This is a genomic window from Methanocella arvoryzae MRE50, assembly GCF_000063445.1.
Lineage (GTDB): Archaea > Halobacteriota > Methanocellia > Methanocellales > Methanocellaceae > Methanocella_A > Methanocella_A arvoryzae.
In genome coordinates this window covers 1,104,538-1,130,765 of record NC_009464.1, presented here as the reverse complement: position 1 = coordinate 1,130,765, position 26,228 = coordinate 1,104,538, and the positions used below count along the sequence as shown (strand labels likewise).

The window sequence follows — 26,228 nt, the reverse complement described above, 5'->3', positions numbered from 1 at the left end:
ATCGGTAACGTGCCCAGGAAAATGTGTTGTTACAATGAAAAAGAATGCGATACCTATGTCAATTGTCAGGCAAAACAGAGGGCTATGGGACTTGTATACATTGAGGCACGAGTACCCTTTGATGCAGCGGAACGGATACAAGTCTTATTACAGGTCTCCAGACAGGGACTCGATCCTGGAGCCCTCTGTCTCCCGGTATCTGGTCGAAAATAACCTGGACGTGGCTTATCCCGGGGACCGACAGTTCGCCGTATGCCTGACGCATGACATAGACATCATCTACCCTACCTTACCACACAAGGCCCTGTCCTCCATTCATTTCCTCAAGGGCCTGAACCTGGGAGGGCTCAAAGAAGAGCTCTTCCGGAACAGAACCGTGAAGGGGCCTGGTACCTACGTTAACTTCAGAGAGATAATGGAGATCGAGGAAGCCTACGACGCCAGGTCGACCTTTTACTTCATGGCTCCCTGCCCCGGGAAAAAAGGCTCCGGCCTCTATGATCTGCGCTCCATAGAGGATGAGCTGGGCTTCATCTCTGACCGGGGCTGGGACATAGGCCTACATGGCGGCTACTACGCGTACGATGACCTCGCCGAAATCCTGGAGGAAAAGAAGAACCTGGAAACCGTGCTCGGGAAAAAGGTGACCGGCTACAGGAACCACTACCTCTGCTTTAAGATCCCCGACACGTGGGAACTCCTGGCCCGGGCGGGGTTTGAATACGACACGACGCTGGGCTATAATAACATGATCGGCTTCCGCAACGGCATGTGCCACCCGTTCAGGCCGTTTAACCTGAAGCTGGGCAGAGAAGTCGACATCGTGGAAATTCCCCTGACTATCATGGACCGCACGCTGTTCGGCTACGCCGGCACTCCCGCCCGGGCGTGGGAGAAAGCGAAGCTGCTTATAGACACCGTCGAGCGTTACCACGGAGTCATCACCCTGCTCTGGCACAACACCGTCTTTGGCTCTCCCTACCGGGAAGAGTGGAAGCGGCTGTACTGCAAAATACTGGACTACTGCAGCAGCAAAAACGCCTGGATGACCAGCGCGGAAGAGATCTCTAAGACGAGGATCGCCTATGCATGCCAGAATAGTATATGATCAGGGCTGGTGGGACAGGTTTGCCGCAGACAGCCCCGGAGGCACGCTGTTTCACCGGTGGAAGTTTTTGGAGATCATGGAAAAGTACTCCTCCTTTAAGATGCTTCCCTACGCCGTCTTCCGGGGTGAAGAGCCGGTCTGCATCTTTCCTCTGTTTTACAGGTCATACGGCGGCCTGAAAGCGGTATTCTCTCCGCCCCTGCAGACCAACGTCCCTTACCTCGGCCCGGCGTTCAGCGAGGGGTATTATGGCCTCAGGCAGCGGAGAAAAGAGAGCTACCTCAACGATGCCGTCGAGGAGGTCAACCGGGAGATCGCCCGGCTATCCCCAAGCTATGTCGCTGTAGACGCCGCCCCGGGCTTCGACGACGTCCGGCCTTTCCTGTGGAGCGGATACGACGTAGACGTTAAGTACACCTACGTCATCGACCTCGCCAGACCTCTGGACAGGATCTGGGAAGGCTTCGACGCAAGCTGTAAAAAGAGAATCAGGCGTTGTGAGCACACGGCTCCGGAGATCCGGCGATCGGAGGACACTCGTGCCTTCTACCAGATTATGGACGAGAGGCTCCGGCTCAAAGGCCAGAGCTCCGTCTACGGTAGCCAGAGCCACGAGTACCTGCGGGACATCCTGACAGCCTTCCCGGAGAACGTGAAAATGCACTTCCTGTGTGACCATGGCATTTCCGGCGTCCAGGTGACGTGCGAGTACCGGGATACCCTGCTCCTGTGGCTGGGAAGCGCCAATGGCCACTATAACGAGTACCTGATCTGGGAGCTGATCAAAAGGGCGAAGGCTGCCGGGCTCCGCCGATTCGAGATCTACGACGGGCACACCAGGCGGCTGACCCCGTTCAAGTCGAAGTTCGGCCCAGGGCTGGAAAAGTGCTACTCCGTCAGCCGGAAAAATATCTTCGGCACATGCGCCCGGTGGGCTTACATCGCACTTGCAAAAGCCCGGTCTGCGACGGTTTCGGGACGCCTGCCGGAGGGTGAGTAGGCTGTGCCAGTAGAGCTTCTGGATGACCGGGGCCAGTGGGACGAGTTTGTCGAAACGAGCCCGGACAGCATGCTCTTTCACAGGTGGGACTTTTTGAAGATCATCGAGAAGCACTCCAGTTACAGGCTGCTTCCGCTGGGGGTCCGCAGAGGCAGGGAGCTGGTCTGTGTATTCCCCCTGTTTTTCCGATCCTTTAAAGGGCTGAAGACGGTCTTTTCCCCTCCCCCCGGGACATGTGTCCCCTACCTTGGACCCGCTTTCAGCCCGGGGTATCACCATCTCAGGCAGAAGAGGAAGGAAAGCTACCTGAACGACGCTTTCCAGGAAGTAAGCGGGGAACTGAAAAAACTGGTGCCGAACTACATCTCTGTTTCCACAGTCCCGGGCTTCGACGACGCCAGGCCTTTCATGTGGGCCGGCTACGACCTCGGGATCAATTATACCTATTACCTCGACCTGGGCCGGCCGCTGGAAAAAATCCTGGAAGGCTTTGATCCTGACTGCAAGAAGAAGATCAGGGCAGGCGACAAATACCACCTTTCGATAGATCAGACCCTCGACGTCGAGACGTTCTACGCTATCACCCGGGACCGGTTTGCCAGCCGGGGCATGGGCTCTCCGCTCCTCAGCCCTCAATACCTGCGGGATATCCTCGATGCTTTTCCCGATAATGTGCAGATGTACTTCGCTTATGCCGGGGATGAGCTTGTATCTCTGGCACTGAACTGCGCTTACAAGGAGAGCCTGATGTTCTGGCTGGGGGAGATAAATATCAGAAAAGACATCCCCGGCAACGAGCTCATGAAGTGGGAGTTCATCCGGCAGGCGAAGCAGCAGGGCCTCCGGGAAGTTGAACTGGAAGGTGCAGGCCTCAAACACCTGTGCCTCTTTAAGTCCAAGTTCAACCCTGCACTCAGGCAGACTTTCGTGGCCAGCAAAAAGGACCCGCTGGGCGCTGCGGCTGAATGGGCTTACAAGAACGTTCTGAAAAAAAATTTTACGGCAGGGCTTAAATCAGTTATACCCCTGTATTGAGTTTGAGTCGTAGACCCTGCTGTACCTGCCAAGATCGTTCCACAGGGGCGAGTCCCCGGTGTAATAAACCGTATTGCGCCACCCAGGCGTATGGATAAAGTTCCCGTCATCCACTGCAGATACGTACAATGGCCTGCCCTCAAGCTCCCCGGACCTGATGACCAGCAGGTCTTCTCCGCTGTTTCTCAGGAACGTCAGGTTTCGGGAGTCTACCTCCAGTATGTGTGTCTTAACTCTTTCCGGAGAGCCGTACAGGTACCGGTGAGGTACGTAATCCGATAATATGTATCCGGTGGTCATCGTCGTGAGATGCTCTATGATAGCGGCATCCCCTGATGAAATGTAATGGGTGAAAAACGGCCGCTTTACAAGGGGATTGTCTGTGGCAACGAAGTCGTTCGAGACCGACAGGAGAACCATTGTGACGAAGAGCAGCGTCAGGACTGCTTTCATCGCCCTGCCGGATCGCAGGAACAGCGCCGAAAACCCTATCGCCGCGGTGAGGCCCATGAAGACGAACCCGTTCTCGAAAAATCTCTCCATCTCCACGTCCATGAAGAACTTGTTAATGAGGAGCGCAGGGCCGGGGAAGGTCAGCGGCACAAGCACCAGCGCAGTGAGAGCGATGATCTTGGCATTATGGCCCAGGCCTTTCGAGCGCAGGATGGCCACTGTGCCGACGATGATGAAGAGGAGGAACGGCACGAACTGCAGGTAGTTGAACAGTTCGCTGGCCGGGCTGGCGATGACGGATGCCATGACCTGCGTCGAGGCCCCGAGATTTCGGACGCTGTACAGTAGAGCCTGTACGATCCTGTTCCCGAACAGCAGCCAGTAGAGCGCCAGCATTGGGATCGCTACTGCAAAGTACTTCCCCGGGATCAGGGAAAATTCAGGGTCCCTGACAAAGATTTTCTGGGCCAGGTACATAGTAGCCAGGATCACGAGGATAAAGAGGATGGCTACCGGGTGGAAGACGATGATCCCGGCGGTCACGAGCACCGATAGCCAGAAACGCGATTTAACCTTGCTGTCGAGCAGAAGCAGGAGCAGAATGACCCCCAGGCATGACACGACGCTCCTGGCCAGCGCTTCGGAGCCGATCAGGATGAAGTACGGGTAGACCGCGACGAAGAGCGAGGAGAGCATCGCAGTGCGCTGGTTTCCCGTGACCTTCAGCGCCACCAGAAATACTCCCATCGCAATGACGACGTAGATGATGCCGATGTTGATGAACATGATGTCGTGCACGGGGAAGTCCACGCCTGTGATCCTGTAAGCCGCTGCGTTGAGGATGTGCCACAGGGGAAAGGTCTGGTAGTCTTCGAAGACGCTGCTCACGAACCCGTATTTCACGATGTTCTCGACGTACCACGAGTGAAGCAGGACATCGGTCCTGCCGACGTAGAAGTAGTATTTCAGGTTGATGCTCCAGATGATGTTCAGGACCAGCATCGAGATCTGCGCCAGGATGACCGGTACGCTGACCTGCCGCTTATCGAACAACAATATCTCGAGCATGATCAGCGTAGCGATGATCGCGATAAGGGCGTAGTACAGGAACGTCCGGGTCTCAAACGTGTAGAGCAGGATCAGGGACATGGAAAAGTTGATCAGGTAGACGATCAGCAGGAATCTGAAGGTTAGTCCGTTAACATGGCCATTTCCGCATTTCCTCCGGCTGTAGGCGAGGAAGAGAATGGGGCCGAGGACTATTGGGATGATCAGGTAGGTGCCCAGGACCAGCAGGTTCCACTGTTGCAGGACGAGCAGGGCCGCCATGCCAAGCAGGCCCAGCACGGGGATCGCGTATAGCACGGCATCGACTGTCAGGTCGTACAAAAACGAGGGCCTGTCCGCAGTGAAGAATCTGGTCGCGTACAGTGCCAGGAGAAATCCTGCGACGATGAGGCCCGCGGCGAGCAGAAACAATCCGTTCATATCCATTTCTCCTTCTTACAAATACCAATTATCAACAGATCTATCACGATGAAGGTGACGACCATCGCATACCCCACCCCGGTAGTCCCGAAGAGTCCCATCAGCGCGTAAGACAGTCCGAGGAACAGGCAGAACATGATCAGGTTCAGCTTAATGACGCTGTCCATTCCCATATTCACCTTCTGGATGGCACAGTACAGGGAATAGATCGCCTGGAAAAAGCTCGACAGCGCCACCAGCTTGAGAAGATCGAGAGCTGCCACATACTCACTGCCATAGATGTTGAGGACATATTCGCCGAACAGACAGATGCACAGGAAGGCAGGCACGAGCAGCGAATAGATCGCTATCCCCGACTTGATCACGTTCTTCTTCATGCTCTCTCCGTGGCTTCCCTCCACGAACAGCGAGGTACTGATCGTGTAGGTGATCTGCATCAGGAAGCTCCCGATCGTGAACGCGATGTAGTACCTGGCAGCGTCGGCTTCTCCCAGGACGTGGAGAACGATCACCGGCATGAGCAGAAATGGCACTTCGGACAGCAAGGTAGCCACGTAGTTCCGGGATGAGTAGCTGAACGAGTTCCGGATGTAGTCTCTGTCTGCCCTGAAGTCGAACCTGATGAATCTGCTGAGGATGAAGAGCACGAATAGAAAGGCCACGATGTATGCGGCCATCGTCGAGCCCACGATGCCGAAGCTTCCCAGGAAGATCAGCGGTATGAGAAACAGGACCCTGAAAGAGATGAACACGTTCTGGACAAGGTAGTACAGCGTCTTACGCATGGCTATGAATATGTTTCCAGTGACGACCGCGATGGTGCTGATGACTCCGAAGGCGACGAATATTATGAGGTAGACCGGGTTACTCACGAACGCGAGGTCAGAGGAGAGCAGAATTAGTGCAATGCTGTACGCTACGCCTATGGCCAGCGATGTAAGGGTAACGATGATTATGCTGCTGTTGATGACCCTGGCCATGCTGTAGGCCGGGAAAAACCTGATGATGGAATGCTCGATACCCAGTGTCGAGAACAGGTTGATCAGGGTTGCCGACGAGATCAGGGCTACGGCCAGGCCTACATCCTCTACGGAATAAAGCCTCGCTGCGATCATCCAGAAGACGAACCCTACCACCACTGTCAGGAGTCTGGTGGTGAAGATAAACACAGAATTCTTATACAGCGGATCGTTCAGGTGATATCTTAGCTCTCGTAAATATGCAGGTACATGGACATTCATCAGTTCGCCTCGTCATCGACCTGAACCGATATTACTAAGTGCTTATTATTTAATAACTTAAATAATTAACTATCGTACGCGATCTAATTGCCAGCTCTCTTAGCGGATGGTAAGGATGTCCTTGTGCAACAATTATATACAAACAGTATAATATAATGCTTTGGCAAGAAGCCGGACTTAAAAGGAATGTTCTATGTGTGGTATTAACGGATTCAACTGGAAAGACCTGCGCTTGATCAGCCAGATGAACGATGTAACCAGACATAGGGGGCCGGACGACCATGGTATCTACCAGGACGAAATGGTCTCGCTGGGCCATAACCGGCTGTCGATCATCGATCTCTCCGAGAAGGGTCGCCAGCCGATGTCCAGCGAGGATGGGACCGTGTGGATCACCTATAACGGGGAAATCTACAATTACCGGGAACTAAGGCGCGAGTTGCTGGAGAAGGGCCACAGGTTCAGGAGCGACACCGATACCGAAGTGATCATTCACGCCTATGAAGAGTTCGGCCATGACTTTGTACGCAGGCTCAGGGGCATGTGGGCATTTTGCATATATGACCAGAACCGGGGCACGCTACTGTTATCCCGGGACCAGTTCGGCATCAAGCCCCTGTACTATCACCTCAGCCCCGGGAAGATCATCTTCTCATCGATGATCTCCGGCATACTCTGCCATGAGATTCAGACGGCTCCCCGCGCCAGGGCAATCATGGAATATCTTGCCTTCAACCTGGAAGACCACGGTACAGATACGTTCTTCGAAAATATCCAGTCCCTGGCCACCGATTCTCTCCTCCTCTACGACCTGAAGAGCCACGAGCACAGGTATCTGAAGTGGTACGATCGAAAGCCCCGGACTACAGCTACCGCTGCTGCGCCAGACATTAAAACCCTCTTTACAGAAAGCGTCAGGCAGCGGACGATAGCTGACGTCCCCATCGGCAGCTGCCTGAGCGGCGGAGTCGACTCGTCAGCGATCGTCTGCATCCTCGATCAGCTTCTGGACGGGGATTTTTGCACGTACTCCTTCGTGGTCCCGGGCAGCCCGATCGACGAAAGCAAGTATATCCGGGAGATCGGCCGGACCACTGGTGCCCGGCAGCTTTTCACCGCGCTTGACCCTGACAGCTTCCTGGCAGAGATCGCAGACTTTGTCGCGGCACAGGAGGAGCCTGTAGGGGGGCTGAGCCCGTACGCACAGTACCGGGTGATGAAACTGGCGCACGAGCACGGGGCCAAAGTCCTGCTGGACGGGCAGGGAGGGGATGAGCTGTTCGCCGGCTACGTCTACTATTACAGCTACTATTTCTACGAGCTGTTTCGCTCATTCCGGTGGCTAAAGCTGGCACGGGAGATGCTTCTCTACTCCCGGAACTCCCGGAAAACCTACAGCAGCGCCCTATTCGGGTTCCTGCTCCTGCCGAGAGCGATCCAGGTACGGCTGTGGAAAAGCCGTCTCAATACCTGGATCAACCACGCTTACCTGAAGCAGGTCTGCGGCGACACGTACGATCCCCGCTGGAGCCGGATGCCCTTGAACGACATCCTGAACCTCTCGCTCTTCAGCACGGCGATACCTGAAATGATGCGGTGGGAGGACAAAAACTCCATGCGCTGGAGCATCGAGACCAGGCCGCCGTTCCTCGACGTCGATCTGGTGGAGGCCATGGCATCCGTACCTGCAGAGGAAAAGCTACAGGACGGCAAGACCAAGGTCATCTTCCGCAAGGCCATGGACGATATACTGCCCCCGCTTATCAGGGACCGTAAAGACAAGATCGGGTTCGCCGCACCGGCCGACGAATTTTTCAGGAACGAGAAGATCATCGCCTTCTGCGAAAACATCATCTACTCCGACAGCTTCCGGAGCCGGCCGTACTGGAAGTGGCCCGAGGTGGAGAAAATTTTCCGGGACCACATCACCGGCCGCAGGAACGCCGGCGACCTCATCTTCAAGTGGATCAACCTTGAGCTGTGGTTGCGACACTTCTTCGAAGGCCGGAATATTTCTGGGGCCGGGCCAATACCGGTTTTCACTTCCACCCCGTGAATGTCCGTTTACACAGCTGAATCGATCCGGGGAACGTGGTATAACTCCTTCATATTTATGTAATTTTTTTAAAAAATCTTCACCGCCAGCAGAAAAAAGTATATATGGGATATAAATAAACCAGAAAGTGCTTACTAAATAGCTGATAAATACGCACGGTTAAAGTGGGTGACCTGTTGACCGTTAACCGGCCCGCCAGCTTTTACCGGGCGTAAAAACGGTGGTGTTGTTATTAAAAAACTTATCCTCACAGCGGCTCTGGTGTGCACGCTTCTCGTCGCATCTCTCAGCCTGACTTCCATGAATGTCACGGCCCAGACGATCACTGTCGGCCCCGGCGGGCAGTATTCCAGCATTCAGACAGCGATCAACAATGCTGCGGCCGGCGACGTCATCAATGTCAACAGCGGCACGTATAAGGAAAACGTGAATATCAACAAACGGATTACGCTCAGGGGCGTGGACACCGGCTCGGGCAGGCCTGTCATCGACGGCATGCTCAACGGCAGGGACGCTGTCAGCATCACGGCCAGCGGTGCCTGGATCGAGAACTTCGTGGTGACCAGGGGCAAGAGCGGCATTAGCGTTGCTACTACTGGTGTAACTATCAAGGGCAACACGATCCGGGATAACTCTGAGTACGGTATATCCCTGTACCAGGCGTCCGGCAACAAGATTCTGGGCAACTCGATCTGGTACAACAAGATAGACGGCATCATTCTCCAGCGCTCCTCCGACAACAACCTCATCTCCGGGAACGACGTGAGCTACAACGCGCAGTCCAGCGTGGAGTATGAGAATAAAAACGCCGTCAAGCTCTACCAGTCGAATGGTAACGTCATCTCCGACAACACCATGAAACAGAATGGCGGCACCATTACTCGTCAGCCCGGCAACCGCGTCTACAGGCTTGGCGACGGGGTGCAGCTGTACGAGACGAGGGACAACGTGGTGAAGAACAACGTCATGATAGACGACCACTACGCGGTCTGGATCTATAAGTCGACCAATTGCACCGTCACCGGCAACGTCGCCTCGGGCGAGTACTACAACATCATGGTTGAGCAGTCCCACCGCAATACCATCGCAGACAACACCGTGTCTAAGGGCGGCAGGGGCATATGGCTGGACTACGCCAGCTATAACACAGTGAGGGGCAACAAAGTCTCCGGCGGGGGCAATTCCGAGTGGTCGACATACCTTGTGACGCTCTCCAACGCGTGGTACAACACCCTCGAGGAGAACGTCATCAGCGACAGCAGCTATGTCTACAACGCCCTCTGGCTCACCAACTCCAGCTATAACACGCTCAAGGGCAACAGAATTGCTAACACTGGCGGCCCACTGATGATCGATTCGTCTAAGAACAACCGGCTCTACCTGAACGACTTCCTCGACGGAGTAAGCTCCGGCGGCTCCGGCAACTACTGGACGTCTCCCGGGACGATGACCTACCAGTACAACGGCGTCACTTACACGAGCACCGTCGGCAACAAGTACAAGGACTACAGTGGCCAGGACGCCAACCGGAATGGCATAGGCGACACGTCCTATTCAAAGAACGGGGTAAGCGACGCATATCCTCTTATGCAGACCCACGACAGGTACCTGCCACCTGGATCGGCGACACCTACGCCCACCCCTGCCCCTACCTCTACTCCCACTGTCACGCCTAAGCCGACTTTAGCGCCTACCCCCACGCCGACACCGAAGCCTACTGCAACTCCGAAGCCTACTGTGACGCCGACTGCCACTCCGGCTCCGACGCCTATCCTCACTCCTACGCCAGTGCCTGTTCCAGGCACTCCCGACTACTCCGTGGATAACATGCGGACTATGGCCAGCTACGAGGGTAAAGTAAAGCGGATGGAACAGTTCAATGTAGCTCCCGGCAAGAGCCTGACACAGGAGATCTACTACAAGAACATCGGGGCGAAACCGGACACGTACGCCATCTACGTTAGCGGTATTCCCGCCTCATGGTACAAGGTGACTATGTACGAGGATTCTCTGGTACAGCCACTGGACTTCCGGTACGGCTATGTGACCATCACGCCGACAACCAGAGGCACATACCACGTGAATATTCAGGTGAAGTCCACCACCCACCCGGAGATCCAGGATACGGTCAACTACGAACTGCGCGTTAAATAATGTGGGGGGATTCCCCCTCACACTCTTTTTGTCGTACCTGAAGAACTTTTAATTGCAGCACAATACCTGTTGATGAGTAACTATATTATCCGCAAGCATCTATATTTAACATACTATACATAAAAGATTAGCCGCACGGCGGTGACTCGACATTAGAAAAGAAATCCGGTACGCTGCTCTCTTTATTTGCCTGCTCTTGCTCTTCCTGAGCCCGGGTATTGTCAGCTCAAAAGCCAGAACGATCCCGGTCGGCCCGACGGGGGAGTATCAGAGTATCCAGCAGGCGATAGAAAGTGCTGGCGGCGGGGATACCATCCTGGTGAAGAGCGGAACGTACCGGGAGAGCCTCGAACTGGATAAGCCTGTCCACATCAAAGGCCTGGACGATGGTGGCGGCGCTCCTGTCGTGTGCGGGGACGGTGCTGGAAACACTATCTCTATCCTTGCCGACGGGGTGCAGATCGAAGGACTCAGGATAACAAGCACAGATAGCAAAGGCACAGGTATCGGCATATACTCCGACAACAATACTATACGGGACTGCGAAATCTTCGGACATCTGCTGGGCACCGAAGTCTCCGGTTCCCGGCTAAACACCATCGACTCCAACGACCTTTATGGCAACTACATCGGCATTGACCTTAACCGGTCGGACAGTAACGTGATCGTGAGTAATATCGTCAATGGCAACAGTTTTCACGGCATCAAGCTGTACGCTTCGACGGAGAACTCCATCCTGAATAACGCCGTCTGCTATAACTCCGACGACGCGATCAGCATAGAGCAGGCTTCCGATAATAACCTGATCTCCGGAAATAACGTGAGTTTCAACGCGCTGTCGAGCGTTGAGTTCGAAAATAAAAACGCTATCAGCATCTACCAGTCTGACGGCAATGTCGTTTCTGATAACCTTATGCAGCTCAACGGCGGGACTGTAGCAAGGGACGGCGGAGCGCACGTATACCGCCTCGGCGATGGAGTCCAGCTGAAGAATACCCGGGACAGCGTGGTAAAGGACAACGTGATGATAGACGACCACTACGCTGTCTGGATCGACGCCTCCGAAAATGCCACTGTCACCGGCAATATCGCGTCAGGGGAATACTATAACGTTATCGTCGAAAATTCCCGGGACTGCCTGATAGCCGATAACGTGCTCTCCAGAAGCGGCCGGAACATCAGGCTGCTGAACGCCCACAACTGCACACTCCGGAACAACACCATGTCCGGGGGCATGTATGACCTAACCCTGACGGACTCCTGGTATAACACGATCGAGGACTGCACCTGGAGCGACAGCGCTCCGGGATACCAGAGCCTGTGGCTCTCCAACTCCAGCTACAACCTGCTGACGAGAAACAGCGCCTACGATAACGGCGAAGGCATCTGGCTGGAGCGATCGACCAGTAACCGGCTGTACCTGAACGATTTTCTCGACGGGGTCTACTCAGCGAGCCCCGGTAACTACTGGAATACCTCACAGCCAGAAACCTACTATTACACGGGTAACGCGTATACAGGCTATCTCGGGAACCATTATGGCGATTACAGCGGCCGTGATGCGGACGGGAATGGCATCGGAGAGACAGGCTATACTGTGAATGGGGTCATAGATCAATATCCCCTTGCAGAGGCATCGTACAATTATCTTATTCCGCCCCCTGCGACAGAGCCCTGTACAACCCCTCGCAGCGCCCCTGAACCTGTAAACACTTCACCGCATGCCGGGCTTAATCTATGGCAGCAGCTAGCCGTTCACCTGAAAACGTGGCTGCAGCATATCGGTTTCTAAAGCGTTTGAAAAAAGTTGAAATGCCCCGGCTTTTTCCGGGGCCGGCTGTCAAAATGGTGCTTATGCGGCCGGGATCGGCTCTTCTGCCATTTTCCTGCTCCGGGCAAGATCTGCGATCCGGTGCCCGTTCTTGTCTCCCCTGCCGATGCCCTTGTACACGAACCCCTGGGCGATGAACTGGTCGGGATCGATGATATTGCGCCCGTCGACGATGACCGGGTGCTCCTTGCCTGTCAGTTCCCTGATCACTGCCGGATCAAGATCCTTGTACTGGCTGTGGCCAGTCATAATGGCAACTACGTCAGCTCCTTCGACCGTGTGCTCGATGCTGCGCAGGATGGGCACGCCGGGGTACTTCTCCACGTAGGGGTCGTGGACCTTGACCTCGAAGCCGTCGAGGAGGAGCAGGTCTCTGAACGTCTCAGATGGCGTGTTCCTGGCATCGTCGGAGTTGCTGAGGAACGCCCAGCCGAGGATGGCTGCTCTTGCGCCTTTCCTGTTCTTGCCCGCCCGTTTCAGGCCCTGGACAGTGAGGTTAAACATGTGCCGGGGCATGAAGTCGTTGATGTTCCTGGCCAGCACGAACATCGAGTCCTTGCCCTCCGGATAGTCGAGGTGGCCGTTCAGGACCTTTACTCCCCGCTCCAGGTGGTAGGTGTCCTTGGTCAGGCAGTGCCCGCCGACGCCTGCGCCGGGCCAGAGGATGGCTCTGGTGATGCCCTCGCCTTTCAGGCTGTCGATGCCAGTGCGGACGTCGTAGAAATTAATGCCCATTGCTTCGCAGTAGAGTGCCAGTTCGTTGGCAGCTGCGATCTGCAGGTCCCTGAAGGTGTTCTCCGCTGTCTTGGTGACCTCTGCTGCTGTCGCCGACATGGGGATGATCTTGCCCTTCGTGAGGATCGGTGAATATAGCTCCACCGCCCTCTTCGTGCTCACTTCGTCGATGCCGCCCACAATGCGATCGTGCTCCTGGATGTTCTTGAGCAGGCGGCCGACCATGACCCTTTCCGGAGCGTGGGCGAGGGCGAACTCTACCCCTGCCTTCATGCCTGATTCTTCCTCCAGCACTTCCTTTGCCATGCCCATCGTAGTGCCGGGGGTGACCGTCGACTCGATGACTACGAGCGTGCCGTACCGGATGTACTTACCGGCCATGCGCAGGCCTTCGGTCAGCGCGCTGAAATCAGGCACCAGATCCTTGGGATTCTTAAAGGGCGTCTGGATAGCGAGGGTGACCGCATCGAGCTCCCTGATCCTCGAAAAGTCCGGGGTACACTCAAACCTACCCTCGGAAACCACCTTCTTCAGCAGGTCCTCGAGGCCCGGCTCCTCACCTTTCAGCGGGCTCTCCCCGCGGTTAAGCATATCGATCTTGTAGCCCGACGACGGCGAGTCCCTCTGGAATCCGAGGACATGCTCGAACTGCCTGCAGTCGGCAAACAGCGCTGCTGCGGGAATCCCTACGTAGCCCATACCAATAACGCCGACCTTGCGGATCGGGCCTTTCCGTTCGATGATCTTTTTTAAATCGTCCATGTTCAACCCCTTGGGATGTAATCAGCATAATATATACAAGTGTATTATATAAAATTTGCGCAATAATTGCTTTGAGTGCATGGGAACGAAAACCATTCTACAATCGGCTGCTATGGATCGTATCGTTCTCTCCGACGGGATCACTCGTGATACTGTGGACTATCAACATTAGTGATAATGTGTTATCCTACGCCCGGGAGGTTGATCTTATAACGCTAAGGCGCCAGGATGCTAAGCAGGCTGTCAAATGCTGGCGATGCGATAACGAACGCTGTGCTATGCATAACAGATTGCTTATATGAAGTGAGATAGCAAGTCGAACGCTGTGCTGTGCATAACAGATTGCTTATATGAAGTGAGATTGCAAGTCGAACGCTGCGCTGTGCTAAACCACACAGATGCCACAGATTGATACAGAATCCACAGATTTCTAATGGATAGCACAGATGACGCAGAATCTGATGATTCTGATGGATTCCACAGATAGATAAAAAATATTCTGATCGATTGTCTTATGATTGCTATCGGTGATCGAATAGTATAATCGTATTCCATCTGTGATATCGAGTAGTAATCGGTGGATTCAGCAGAGGAATCTGTGGAATCAATCACAATCCGTGGAATCTGTGAGGATTGGCACAGCGCAGCGTTTGTGTACGTTCACCTGCACATAGACAACTGTTTGCGAGTATCCTTGTAATGGTGGCTAGCACAGCGCAGCGTTTGTGTACGTTCACCTGCACATAGACAACTGTTTGCGAGTATCCTTGTAATAATGGATAGCACAGCGCAGCGATAGTTATGACTTTTTCATAATGCCTTGCGCGCCGCGCACCGCACATGATCAGGTTTATTTACACCTTTTGCCCCTATTAGTAACAGGACTCAAGTCCATGACATAAGGAGCGTCATCAGATAATGGTAACCTATGCTGAGAGGATCAACTCGCTGCCACCTTACCTGTTCGCCGAGGTGGACAAAGCCAAGCAGCAGAAGCTCAAAGAAGGAGTCGACGTCATCGATTTCGGCGTCGGCGACCCGGACACGCCTACCCCCGACTATGTGATCGAGGAACTCTGTAAAGCGGCTAAGGACCCTGCAGCCCACCAGTACCCCGCGTACTCAGGGTCCAATATATTCAGGGACGCGGCCGCCACGTGGTGCAAGAACCGGTTCGGCATCAAGCTCGACCCGGAGACCGAAGTGATCACTTTGATCGGCTCCAAGGAAGGCATTGCCCACATTCCCCTGGCGTTCGTGAACCCGGGCGACTACACGCTCTGCCCTAACCCTGGGTACACCGTGTATGCGACCGGCACCTCTTTTGCAGGCGGCAAGCCGTACGACATGCCCCTGCTCGAGGAGAACGGCTTCAAGCCCGACCTGTCCGCCATTCCGAAAGACGTCGTGAAGAAGTCGAAGATGATCTTCATCAACTACCCCAACAACCCGACCGCTGCTGTGGCTGACAAGAGCTACTTCAAGGAAGTAGTGGACTTCGGCAAGGACAACGGCCTCGTCGTCGTGCACGACAACGCCTACTCAGAAGTCTGCTACGACGGTTACCGGTCTCCCAGCATCCTGGAGGTGCCGGGTGCCATGGACTGCTGCATCGAACTGCACTCGCTGAGCAAGACCTCTAACATGACCGGCTGGCGCATCGGCTTTGCCGTGGGCAACCCCGAGATCGTCGCAGGCCTCGGCAAGGTCAAGATGAACGTGGACTCCGGCGCCTTCCTCGCAGTGCAGATGGCCGGCATAGCGGCTCTGAAGCAGTCTCAGGCCTTCACTGAGAAGACCAACAAGATGTACGAGGTCAGGAGAGACGCGCTCTGCAGCGGCCTCAAGTCCATGGGCCTCAACGTGACGCCCCCGAAGGCGACCTTCTACGTCTGGACGCCCATACCTAAGAACTACACGTCCATCGAGTACGCCAAGTACCTGCTGGACAAGGCGGGCATCGTCGGCACGCCCGGCTCCGGCTTCGGCAAGTACGGCGAAGGCTACATCCGCTTCTCGCTCACCAGCCCCCTCGAGCGCATTCAGCAGGCCGTCGAAAGAATGAAGAAACTCTGAGGTTGACCCAGCCATGAAAGCTTACGAAATCCCCGGCCACCTGGAGGTCAAGGGCAACCATCTCACTATAGGCGGAGTTGACGCTGTCAGCCTCGCTGAAACCTACGGGACGCCGCTCTACGTGACGAACGAAGACCGCCTGCGGGACAACTACCGGCGGTTTTCCGCCGCATTCCCCGGCGTGTCCATTTTCTTCGCGGCCAAGTCGAACAACAACCTGGTCGTCCAGCGCATCTTCGCTCAGGAAGGCGCAGGCGCGGACGCCTTTTCCGACGGTGAGATTTACCTCGCCCGCATGGCCGGCATCCCCGCAGAGAAGATCCTGTTTACGGGCAACTCTAAGACGGACGCCGAACTGCAGTACGCAATCGACTCCGGCGTCATGGTCTCGGTGGACTCCCGGGACGAACTGCTGGCGCTGTCGAAACTGGCCAAAAAGGCGAAGAAGGAAGTCAAGATCGCCTTCCGGGTGAACCCCGACGTATCCGCGGACGCCCACCCCAAGCTCGCGACCGGGCTAAAGGTCTCCAAGTTCGGCATTCCGACGAAGGATATCGTATCGATATATAAGGAGGCAAAGAAGCTTCCGGGCGTAAACCCGGTCGGTATCCACTGCCACATCGGATCTCAAATCTTAGAAACCGCTCCCTATACGGAGGCCACCAACAAGATGATGGACCTCGTGGAGCAGATCAGCGGCTTCATCGACCTGGAATGGGTCGACCTGGGCGGAGGCTTCGGCATCCCCTACCAGAAGGGAACGAAAGTCCCGACCCCGAAGGACTGGGCTAAGGCTATCCTGCCGACCTTCAAGGCGAGATGTAAGAAGATCGGCATCAGCCCCGAGCTCCATCTCGAGCCGGGCAGGTACATGGTCGCAGACAGCACCGTCCTGCTCATGAGGGTGAACACTGTGAAGAAGGCCTACAAGAACTTCGTCGGCACCGACGCGGGCTTCAACACTCTGATACGGCCGGCAATGTACGACTCGTACCACGAGGCTGTAATAGCCAACAAAGCCGGGTCCCCTGCGAAGGGCGAGTACACTGTCGTAGGCCCGATCTGCGAGTCCGGCGACATCCTGGCTACCGACAGGCAGCTGCCAGTGGTGGAGAAGGACGATATCGTGGCGCTGCTCGACGCGGGCGCCTACGGCTTCTGCATGAGTTCCCAGTACGTGGGCCGGCCGAGGTGCGCCGAGGTGCTCGTCCACAACGGCAAGGCAGACCTGATCAGGAAGCGGGAGACGTTCGACGACCTGTTGCAGAACCAGATCATGCCAGGCAGGTTACTGTAATGACGAAGATCAAGTTCACCAAGATGCACGGCAACGGCAACGACTTCATCGTGATCGATGAGTTCGAGAACCCCGTGCCCGAGGAGAAGAAGGCGGCCTTCGCCAAAAAGGTCTGCCACAGGCGGTTCGGCATCGGTGCCGACGGCGTGCTCTTCCTGGCAAAGCCGCTGCACACGTCGCTCCACATGCGCATCTTCAACGAGGACGGCAGCGAAGCCGAGATGTGCGGCAACGGCATCCGGTGCTTCGTGAAATATGCAGTGGACAACGGCCACATGAACCCCGGCAAGGACAAGGTTGAGACGAAAGCCGGCATCCTCGAAGTCGAGGCAAGAATAGAGGATGGCAAAACCCTGGTCAAAGTCTCCATGGGCAAGCCATTATTCGACCCGAAGAAGATCCCGGCCGCAGGCCTCAACAACTTCATCAACAAGCCCCTGCACGGCTATGAAGTCACCGCCGTCAACACCGGAGTACCCCATGCCGTCATCTTCGTGGATGACGTAAACGCGGTGGACCTTATGAAGGTGGCCCCGGAAATCCGGTACGACCTCAAGACCTTCCCGAAGGGCATCAACGTAAACTTCGTCCAGCGCGAGGGCCACAACCTCAGAGTGAGGACATACGAGAGAGGCGTGGAAGGCGAAACCCTGAGCTGCGGCACAGGTTCCGTAGCCTCGGCAGCAGTCGCCAGGTACCTGGGCTACACCCGGGACGAGACCACTGTCTATACAGCGGGCGGCCAGCTCAACATCAGCTTTGTCAGCGACATCGCCTACATGGAAGGGCCGGCTGAAACCGTATACGAGGGCGAAATTGATGTAGACTTCAGCGCCCTCTAATCTTTTTTTAATTTTCAAGTATAGTCATCTTTGTCATTCAGGTCCTCCAGGGCCTCTGGTCCCTCACATTCCTCCTCTCTGATCTCCGGTGCCTCCGAAACCTCCCTGTTGCCCGGCTTGCGCACACGTACACTACAAAGTGAGAGGTTGGGGAGTGCCCGGAGGTCCGGGAGACTTTTCAAGCTGGGAGGTCAGGGAGGTCAGGAGGTCTGGGAGGAGGAAGGTGAGTGCCCGGAGGGTGTGGGAGGGAAAACCGGCTGTCGGGAATCGCCTTGAGAACGCCTGCGGATGCAGGCGTTCAACAGGCGAATATCCCGGCAAAGGAACTGTCCAAAACGTTTTGGCAAAGAGTCAGGTGATGATCGGAGCCTTGATCAGGCATAAGTGATGTAAAACTGGCAGTTCCCAGTTTCTGCGCTAGTAAAGCCGCCAAGCTCGCCAAGGGGCCAAGCTCGCCAAGAGATAAATTTATTGATCGACGTGGTTCCGATCGAAAAAGTCCCTGGCGTGCCTGGCTTCTTGGCGTTCCATGAAAAATTAGCTCTTGGCGAGCTTGGCCCCTTGGCATGCCTGGCGGTATTTTCGACTCACACAGGGCCAACTTTCAATTTTTCATAGCATCTACCTGAATATTCCATTTTTCATACGACGAGTGCTTGGCGATCTTGCAACCCTCGCCGAAGCAACAAGTTTCATAGGACTAAAATTCGTGTAAACGGTACGGGCATTCATACAAAACATATCAGTAATGACTATAATCTCGGCGCCCAATAGTATCCTATTCAAGGGATTAGTATGAAGCATGAAATCTTATACCGTCCGGTCTATTCTCTGCTCCAGATCGAGCTGGAGGCCGGAGAGTCGATCAGCGCCGAGTCGGGCGCCATGGTCACTATGACCCCGAACATCGATATCCAGACCAGCGCGAAAGGAGGCGTCCTCTCGTCGCTTAAAAGGTCGATACTCGGCGGGGAATCTTTCTTCCAGAACACCTTCACCTGCAGGCAGGGCAAAGGCGTGATCAGCTTCGGCCCCGCATACATGGGCGACGTAGAGCACATACCCCTCACCGGGGAGTGGTTCGTCCAGAGCGGGTCGTACCTGTGCTCAACACCGGAGCTGGGCATTGACACGAAGTTCCAGGGCCTCAAAGGGGTCTTCTCCGGGGAAAACCTGTTCTTCCTCCGCATCTACGGACAGGGGGAGCTTTTCATATCCTCTTTCGGCGCCATCCACCCCATCGACCTCCAGCAAGGGGAGGAAGTCAAAGTAGACACAGGCAACCTCGTAGCCTTCCAGCAGGGCATCTCCTACACCGTAGAAAAAGTCGGCGGCATCAAGTCCACGATGCTCAGCGGCGAAGGCCTGGTTTTAAGACTGAGAGGCCCGGGCAGGCTGTACGTCCAGACCAGATCACCACGGACCTTCGTCGGGTGGCTCTGGCCCATGCTGCCCAAGCCCCAGAGTCAGTAAGAGAAGTAATGCAGCCGAAAACCAGCCACTCTGAGCGTTTCCATAGTTAAAAGGCCACTCGCAATGGTGATGCTGGTTATTTTTTCTCCTGCAAAGCAGGGAGCTTCCCCGCATGGCGGTCGATATCTCTCCACGGGTCTCCAGTCTCTCTGAGGTGCTTTACAATATTGCGGATGTTGTAGGCCTGCGATGATTCGAGGTCTTCCAGCTCTTCCCAGCTTACCGGCATCGCCACGGGTGCGCCCTTTTTCGCTCGGACTGTGTATGGTGCGACGGTGGTCTGGCCGTAGGCGTTTCTGGTATAGTCGATGAACAGCCTGTCGCCGCGGCTTTCCTTTCGGAGCTCTGTGGTGAAGCTGTCGGGGACTGCCCAGGCCAGCTTCCGGGCGAATTCCGCAGCCCATGCCCTGACTGTATCGAAGTCGACGGACCTGTCGAGCGGGACGACGACGTGCAGGCCGCGGGAGCCGGTAGTCATGGGAAAGGCGGGTATGCCAAGATGTTTCAGCTTCGCCCGGAGGGTGTTCGCCGCGAATTTGACAATGCTAAAATCGTCGTCGGGCGGGTCGAGGTCGAAGATCATCCGGTCCGGGTACTCCAGCCGGTCGGCCCTGCTAAGCCAGACGTGCTGGGTAATCGAGCCCTGGTCGGCCAGATAAGCCAGCGTAGCAGCGCTATTGCACAGGATCTGGCGCTGCTCCCGGCCCTCCTCCCGGAGCGGAAAGGTGACGGTGTCAATCCACTCAGGCAGGTAAGAAGGGGCCTCTTTCTGGTAGAAGCCGGGCTCCCCGATGCCGTTCGGGAAACGCTGCAAGGTCATCGGCCGATCCCGGACCTGAGGCAGCATAAACTCTGCCACGTCCCGGAAATAATCGGCCAGCTCCTGCTTGGTGATGCCGTCCTCTGGAAATAGTACTTTATCTGGGTGAGAGAGTTCGACTCTATCTGAATCGGTGGTAACTCGTGCAGTCATCCTTTGTCCTCCCGGACTACTTTTTCAGGCTCCTTATCGTCCCGCAGGCCCTTAAACCTTGGCTGCCGGAGCCTGTTATAGCGGGTCCACTCCTCGAAGCCGATCTGGGCGACGAGCTTCGGCTCCAGCCAGTGGACTTCCTTATCAGGCCAGCCGCCACCTGAGAATGGCGACGTTGCCCGCTCAAGAGGAGCCATCAGCTGGCACAGCTGCCTCAACGTCTCGTCGGTATAGCCTGTGCCTACTTTGCCCGCGTACAGAAGCTTTTCGCCCTCGTAATAGCCGACCAGCAGTGCTCCGAGGCAGATACGTTTACCCTTTGGCTCGGTGTAGCCCCCGATGACGAACTCCTGTTGATTGACGCACTTGAACTTGAGCCAGCTATCTGAGCGGCGGTGCTCGTAGACACTGTTAGCATTTTTAGCCAGCAGTCCCTCCCAGCCCACGGCGCAAGCCTCCCCGAAGTACTTCTCGCCGTGCTCCCTGCGATAATCCAGATACCGCAAGGGATCCTTGTAGACGAGAGCCCGCCTGAGCAGTTCTTTTCTTATGACAAGGGGCAGGGAAGTCAGGTCATATCCAGCCAGGTATAGTATGTCGAAGATATAGTAAAAGATCTCAACGCCCCGGCTGCGGGCCTCACCGGGATTGCTGATGCCTATCCGCCTCTGGAGTGCCTCGAAGCTGGTCTGCCCGTCCTTGAAAGCAACCACTTCGCCGTCGAGGACGAAGCTTTTTTCGGGCTGTGCCAGGAGGGCGTCTACCACTTCCGGATAGGTATCGTTCAACGGCTTTTTATTCCTGGATATCAGCCGAACTATGCCGTCACGCTTAAAGGCCAGAACTCGCTCTCCGTCAAGCTTCCTCTCGAAGATCCAGTCAGGGCTGGAAAACCTCTCGTGGGTAAGTGTCGCCAGCATCGGCTCCGTCCACTCGGGCTGTTCAGCCTTTAAAACATTTAGCCGTTCCTCTGGTGGAAGCTGTGATAATAAGTCGTTCATAGCGCATCTGGTATATGTGAAGATTTTCTTCTGCGGCGATAAACAAATGTAAAGCATAGTCGGTTCTGGAACTTTTTTGATGCTCTTGAACGGTAAAAAATGGGCGAATAAGACATATTTGTGAGCAGAATCTTTCGTATGCCGTGACGTTCGCCTTTTGAACGCCTGTGAATGCAGGCGTTCTCAAGGCGATTCCCAACAGACGATTTTTCCTCTCTAATCCTCCGGGCCCTCACCATCCTCCTCTCAGACCTCTTAACCTCCCTGACCTCCCAGTTTGAAAAGTCTCCCTGATCTCCGGGCCCTCCCCAACCTCCCAGTTTGCCGGGTATGTGTGCGCAAGCCGGACAACAGGGAGGTTTCGGAGGCCCCTGAGGATTGAATGACTATAAAATGATTTATTTCTTCAGGACCCTGCGGACCATGATGATCAGCCCCGATATCAGGACAGTCAGCAGGCCGCCGAAGATCAGCACTTCGCCTGCGCCTGATATGCTCCATTCGAGGCCGCTTCCGGGCTTTTCTCCGGCTGCGGCGAGGGCGAATCTGCCGGGGCCGGAAACGACTGCCTGGTATACGACAGTGGTATTATCGTCCGCCTTCACTAAGCGGGTGGCTACCGGCACAACGGATGTGTCGTGTCGCCCGTAGATCGTGATATTGTCGCTGCAGTATTTCTCCACCCAATCCTGGTCTGTGCTCACGGAGACTATGATAAATTCTATCATGCTCCGGCTCTTCTGGTCAACGCCGTCTACCTCTATAGCCAGCGGCACGGCGGGCGGAGCCAGCCCGGCAGGTTCGAGGGCGGCATCGATTGCCCTTTTCATGTCCTGACCTTCGGTCGTAACCATTCGATAGGCGATACCCTGTGGCAGGCTTTTGAGAAAGATGGCTGTGCCAGCAGAGAACCTGTGCCCGTCTACAGTTCTTTCTCCTCCCGGGATGTCAAGCTCCACACCTGTAATCCTTCCTGTATAGCCATCCCTGCCCGCTATCATCTCGTCTGTGGCAAGTACCAGTCTTGCTATCACATCGGAGTCCTTGACTACGGGCAGTGCTATCGTATTGTTACGGAAGACTACCCCTGTCTCAGAATCCCGCAGCGAAGTCAGCCTTGCCCCGTTCTCTGCTGATACCGCGGGGATGAGTAAAAAAGAGGCTGTATCTGTATGTATTATCTGAATGTTTCCTGCCACAGCGCCCGCTGTCGATCCTGTGCTTGTCAGCTCGGCCGGGCCGGATAGCGGGAACTGTGATGGTATAGTCACCACTATCGCGTCTGCCGTCTGGCCCGCATGAGCAATGCCTGCAAGGGACAGGAATAGTACGATCGCCGCAGCTATGGGTAAAGCAGACGATGGCAGACGGACGGACATATATTAAAACGGTGAACAGCCAGATACTTAAGACTGATCGGCTTTTTCCACGAATGCCAGCTGAGGGCATTCTGAAGCAATGAAAAAATTAGAAAAAAGGTGGGGGTGTAAGGTCTGGCCTTACATTCCCATGTCCATTTCGCCCATGCCGCCGGGGCCCATGCCCGGTGCGCCCTTGTCGCTGGAGAGCTTGGAGGCTGCGATGACGTCGTCGATCCTCAGGATCATGACGGCTGCCTCAGAGGCGCCGCTGACAGCCTGGGTCTTGACGCGGAGCGGCTCTACGACCTTCTCCTTCTTCATGTCTACGGCTTCGCCGGTGAAGACGTTGATGCCCGCGGTCTTCAGGGCGCCCTTGCCTTCGTGCTTGCTGCGCAGGCTGACGAGAGTGTCGATCGGGTCCAGGCCTGCGTTCTCTGCGAGGGTCCTCGGAATGACTTCCATGGCCTCTGCGAACGCCTCGATAGCCAGCTGTTCCCTGCCACCGACGGTAGAGGCAAACTCCTTGAGCCGGAGCGCGAGCTCTACCTCGCAGGCGCCTCCGCCCACGACGTACTTCTTGTCCTGTACTACGACGCCTACGACGCGGAGAGCATCGTGGACTGCCCTGTCGAGCTCGTCTACTACGTGCTCGGTGCCGCCGCGGAGGACTATGCTGACTGCCTTGGGGTTCTTGCACTTCTCGACGAAGATCATGTTCTCGTCGCCGATCTTGCGCTCTTCCACGAGGCCTGCCGTGCCCAGGTCATCCTTGCTCAGCTCGTCGATGCTGGTGCTCACCCTGGCGCCGGTGGACTTGGCGAGCTTCTTGAGGTCGGACTCCTTCACTCTGCGGGCTGCCATGATGCCGTTCTTGGCGAGGTAGTGCTGGACGAGGTCGTCCACGCCCTTCTGGCAGAACACGACGTTTGCGCCGACCTTCTTGATCTTCTCAACCATGTCCTTGAGCATCTTCTCTTCCTGGTCGAGGAAGCTCTGAAGCTGGTCGGGGCTGGTGATCTCGATCTTGGCGTCGATCTCGGTCTTCTCGATCTCCATCGGGGTGTCGAGCAGAGCGATCTTTGCGTTCTTGACGGTCTTCGGCATGTTCGGGTGGATGCGTTCCTTGTCGATTACGATGCCCTCGATGAGCTCGGAGTCGCCGATGGTGCCGCCGACTTTCTTCTCGACCTTGACATCGTCCACGTCGACCTTGCCGTTCTCGTCGACGACTGCCTTGATGGCCCTGACGATGATGTCGGCGAGCTTCTCGCCTACTGCTTCAGCGCCCTTGCCGGTCATGGCGGTGATCGCGAATTCCTTGAGGAGTGCCTCGTCCTTGAGCGAGACGTCGAAGGCCAGGTTGTTCAGGATTTCCCTTGCCTTGCTGGCTGCCTGCCTGTAGCCGGAGGCGATGACAGTGGGGTGGACGTCCTGGTCCAGGAGGCTCTCGGACCTCTTCAACAGTTCGCCTGCGAGGACTACTGCGGTGGTGGTGCCGTCGCCGACTTCGTCGTCCTGGGTCTTGGCGATCTCAACGATCATCTTGGCTGCAGGGTGCTCTATGTCCATTTCCTTGAGGATGGTGACGCCGTCGTTTGTGATGACTACGTCGCCCAGAGAGTCTACGAGCATCTTGTCCATGCCCTTCGGGCCGAGCGTCGTCCTGACTGCCTCTGCGACTGCCCTCGCGGCCATTAAGTTCATGCCCTGGGCGTCGCGGCCCCTCGTCCGGGTGGAGCCTTCCCTTAAAATAATCACTGGTTGACCAGACTGTTGCTGTGCCAAATGTGTAACCTCCTTAAATGTAAAGTAAGCTATGTAGCAGGCATTTATGAGTTTGTGATTCTATATATAATTTGCGATTGCCTGTCTTGCCCACAAGCCATCCAAAGCCGTTAGCATACAGGGATTTATGATTCTCCGAAGCGCAAATCGCTGATAGACCACAAATGTAGTGCCCACTTGATTTTTTCCCTTCTGTACGGGGAAAATTGCAGTGAAATATGAGATTACACTTCTATAAATAATTTTCTGAGCATATAATAGTGGGGCAAGGGGGTCAATCTAATATGGGGTCTGCCAATCGCCGGCGGCGCAGTGATGTCCTCATAGCCTGAGCATTCTCATCCCTCTTTCCCCGTCGCTGATCTATGTCATGGCTTTTTCCGTATGCCATTATGAAACCCGGACCACTATGAAATATTCCTGGGACGGCGCCGACCAGGGCCTGATCAGGCTGAATACCAGCCTGCATTCCCCGGTGGCGATTGCGTTGAACCGCCACCATCTCTCCCCGAGCCCTGTAAACCTGGCCTCGCCTTTCTCCCGGTAGTCCGAGTCTTCGAGTTGCAGGCGGGGACAGCCGGGCTCATGGTATTTCCACATGTACCCGGAAATCCGGCTTTCGGGCAGGCGTATTTCAAGCCGTTCCCGGAGGTGGATCTCCAGTACCTGTCCATTGCTCCCTAATCCTGCGATAGTGGTCATAAATTTCACATTATAGTTCTGGTTATTATTCGAATACATTTATTATGCTGCCAGAGTAACTTTTTCACTAACTAAACTCAGGCTGATCCGCATGAAGTATGCTGCCGATACCTCCGGGATCTTTTCACGCTACGATATCTCTATAGAAGTAGCCCGGCAAAAAGCCCGCGAAGTCTCCGAAGACGTCCTCCTGCAGAAGGTAGTCGAACAGCTGGTAGCCGGAGACGAGGCAGGAGTAGAAGCCAGCGTAGAGCTGGCGCTTGAACACGAGGAGCCGATGAAGGTCATCAACGACGGGCTGATCCCCGGCATGAAAGAAGTCAGCCGTCTCTGGGCGGAAGGCGTATATTTCCTGCCCCAGGTCATCCTCTCCTCCGACGCGATGATGGCCGGAATCTCGTTATGCGAGAAGCGGCTGGGCAAGCCTGTCAAGAAAAAAGCCACGGTGGTAACCCACACGCCTGAAGGCGACATTCACGACATCGGCCAGGTGATCGTCAACGCGCTGCTGAACGCCTCCGGGTTCGAAGTGGTCAACCTTGGCGTGGACGTGCCCGTGGAGCAGGTCGTTGAGACTTGCAGGCTCCGGCGTCCTGTCATGCTGACCGGCACTGCCCTGATGACCACGACTATGACCGCTTTTCCCCGGACTGCGGCAGGGCTGAGGGAACTGGGCCTCGACATTCCGTTCGTCTGCGGGGGAGGTGCAGTGACTGAAGAGTTCGTGACCAGCTTCGACCTGGGGATCTGGGGGAGAGACGCCAGCCAGGCCCCGGAGATGGCGGAAGACGCGATGAATGGCATGACCTGGCAGGAGATGCGGGCCAAATGGAACGGGTGAGCAGGGAGGCCCTG

At 55.6% G+C, this 26,228-nt stretch carries 19 protein-coding genes; 11 read left to right on the top strand and 8 right to left on the bottom strand.

What is annotated here, in order from left to right; genetic code table 11:
• The first annotated feature begins 121 nt into the window (after positions 1-121).
• The 3 genes from RCI_RS05745 to RCI_RS05735 are packed head-to-tail and all read left to right on the top strand — an operon-like array spanning position 122 to position 3,143.
• Positions 122-1,108: a polysaccharide deacetylase family protein gene (locus RCI_RS05745; protein WP_231844950.1), complete on the top strand. Its 987-nt coding sequence runs from the start codon at positions 122-124 to the stop codon at positions 1,106-1,108.
• Positions 1,086-2,108, top strand: a complete 1,023-nt coding sequence (locus RCI_RS05740) for a GNAT family N-acetyltransferase (protein ID WP_012035457.1) — start codon at positions 1,086-1,088, stop codon at positions 2,106-2,108. Before RCI_RS05745 ends, RCI_RS05740 begins: the two co-directional genes overlap by 23 nt.
• A 3-nt stretch (positions 2,109-2,111) precedes the next feature.
• Positions 2,112-3,143: a GNAT family N-acetyltransferase gene (locus tag RCI_RS05735; protein WP_012035456.1), complete on the top strand. Its 1,032-nt coding sequence runs from the start codon at positions 2,112-2,114 to the stop codon at positions 3,141-3,143.
• Here RCI_RS05735 and RCI_RS05730 read toward each other — a convergent pair.
• On the bottom strand, positions 3,123-5,084 hold the full coding sequence (locus RCI_RS05730; protein WP_012035455.1) for a hypothetical protein: 1,962 nt from the start codon (positions 5,082-5,084) through the stop codon (positions 3,123-3,125). The two genes, RCI_RS05735 and RCI_RS05730, sit on opposite strands and share 21 nt — an antisense overlap.
• Entirely contained in the window at positions 5,081-6,325 is a 1,245-nt protein-coding gene (locus RCI_RS05725; RefSeq protein WP_012035454.1) for a lipopolysaccharide biosynthesis protein, read from the bottom strand. The genes RCI_RS05730 and RCI_RS05725 overlap by 4 nt, the downstream gene beginning before the upstream one ends.
• A 193-nt stretch (positions 6,326-6,518) precedes the next feature.
• Here RCI_RS05725 and asnB point away from each other — a divergent pair, with 193 nt between their 5' ends.
• The 3 genes from asnB (at position 6,519) to RCI_RS05710 (ending at position 12,327) form a co-directional block, all read left to right on the top strand.
• Positions 6,519-8,381: an asparagine synthase (glutamine-hydrolyzing) gene (asnB, locus tag RCI_RS05720; RefSeq protein ID WP_012035453.1), complete on the top strand. Its 1,863-nt coding sequence runs from the start codon at positions 6,519-6,521 to the stop codon at positions 8,379-8,381.
• Between the two features lie 261 nt (positions 8,382-8,642).
• Entirely contained in the window at positions 8,643-10,535 is a 1,893-nt protein-coding gene (locus RCI_RS05715; RefSeq protein ID WP_012035452.1) for a right-handed parallel beta-helix repeat-containing protein, read from the top strand.
• Positions 10,536-10,731: 196 nt separating this feature from the next.
• Positions 10,732-12,327 (top strand): NosD domain-containing protein, encoded by a 1,596-nt coding sequence (locus RCI_RS05710; protein WP_012035451.1) that lies wholly within the window; start codon positions 10,732-10,734, stop codon positions 12,325-12,327.
• 60 nt (positions 12,328-12,387) lie between these two features.
• On the opposite strand, the gene RCI_RS05705 is transcribed toward RCI_RS05710, so the two are convergent.
• The gene (locus tag RCI_RS05705) at positions 12,388-13,863 is read right to left on the bottom strand and encodes a nucleotide sugar dehydrogenase (protein WP_048198117.1); all 1,476 of its coding nucleotides are present in this window, start codon (positions 13,861-13,863) and stop codon (positions 12,388-12,390) included.
• Positions 13,864-14,781: 918 nt separating this feature from the next.
• Here RCI_RS05705 and RCI_RS05700 point away from each other — a divergent pair.
• The 4 genes from RCI_RS05700 to RCI_RS05685 all read left to right on the top strand — a co-directional run bounded on the left by RCI_RS05700 (position 14,782) and on the right by RCI_RS05685 (position 19,551).
• On the top strand, positions 14,782-15,939 hold the full coding sequence (locus RCI_RS05700; RefSeq protein ID WP_012035449.1) for an LL-diaminopimelate aminotransferase: 1,158 nt from the start codon (positions 14,782-14,784) through the stop codon (positions 15,937-15,939).
• A 13-nt stretch (positions 15,940-15,952) separates the two neighbouring features.
• The gene (lysA, locus tag RCI_RS05695) at positions 15,953-17,236 is read left to right on the top strand and encodes a diaminopimelate decarboxylase (RefSeq protein WP_012035448.1); all 1,284 of its coding nucleotides are present in this window, start codon (positions 15,953-15,955) and stop codon (positions 17,234-17,236) included.
• On the top strand, positions 17,236-18,078 hold the full coding sequence (dapF, locus tag RCI_RS05690; RefSeq protein ID WP_012035447.1) for a diaminopimelate epimerase: 843 nt from the start codon (positions 17,236-17,238) through the stop codon (positions 18,076-18,078). Before lysA ends, dapF begins: the two co-directional genes overlap by 1 nt.
• Before the next feature lie 795 nt (positions 18,079-18,873).
• Complete coding sequence (locus RCI_RS05685) at positions 18,874-19,551, top strand: TIGR00266 family protein (RefSeq protein WP_012035445.1); 678 nt, start codon at positions 18,874-18,876, stop codon at positions 19,549-19,551.
• Positions 19,552-19,627: 76 nt separating this feature from the next.
• Here RCI_RS05685 and ligD (RCI_RS05680) read toward each other — a convergent pair whose 3' ends face one another.
• From ligD (RCI_RS05680) to RCI_RS05660, 5 genes are all read right to left on the bottom strand, one after another.
• Positions 19,628-20,524, bottom strand: coding sequence for a non-homologous end-joining DNA ligase (gene ligD, locus RCI_RS05680; RefSeq protein WP_012035444.1), 897 nt, complete (start codon positions 20,522-20,524; stop codon positions 19,628-19,630).
• Positions 20,521-21,525, bottom strand: coding sequence for a non-homologous end-joining DNA ligase (ligD, locus tag RCI_RS05675; protein WP_048198114.1), 1,005 nt, complete (start codon positions 21,523-21,525; stop codon positions 20,521-20,523). The genes ligD (RCI_RS05680) and ligD (RCI_RS05675) overlap by 4 nt, the downstream gene beginning before the upstream one ends.
• 398 nt (positions 21,526-21,923) lie before the next feature.
• Positions 21,924-22,904 carry a hypothetical protein gene (locus RCI_RS05670; protein WP_012035442.1) on the bottom strand — a complete coding sequence of 327 codons (981 nt, stop codon included), beginning with the start codon at positions 22,902-22,904 and terminating at the stop codon, positions 21,924-21,926.
• 120 nt (positions 22,905-23,024) lie between these two features.
• Positions 23,025-24,671: a thermosome subunit alpha gene (gene thsA, locus RCI_RS05665; RefSeq protein WP_012035441.1), complete on the bottom strand. Its 1,647-nt coding sequence runs from the start codon at positions 24,669-24,671 to the stop codon at positions 23,025-23,027.
• Between the two features lie 390 nt (positions 24,672-25,061).
• On the bottom strand, positions 25,062-25,373 hold the full coding sequence (locus tag RCI_RS05660) for a protease inhibitor I42 family protein (RefSeq protein ID WP_148266539.1): 312 nt from the start codon (positions 25,371-25,373) through the stop codon (positions 25,062-25,064).
• Between the two features lie 91 nt (positions 25,374-25,464).
• Between RCI_RS05660 and RCI_RS05655 the strand changes: the two genes are divergently transcribed.
• Positions 25,465-26,214, top strand: a complete 750-nt coding sequence (locus RCI_RS05655; RefSeq protein ID WP_012035439.1) for a cobalamin B12-binding domain-containing protein — start codon at positions 25,465-25,467, stop codon at positions 26,212-26,214.
• The last annotated feature ends 14 nt before the right edge of the window (positions 26,215-26,228 follow it).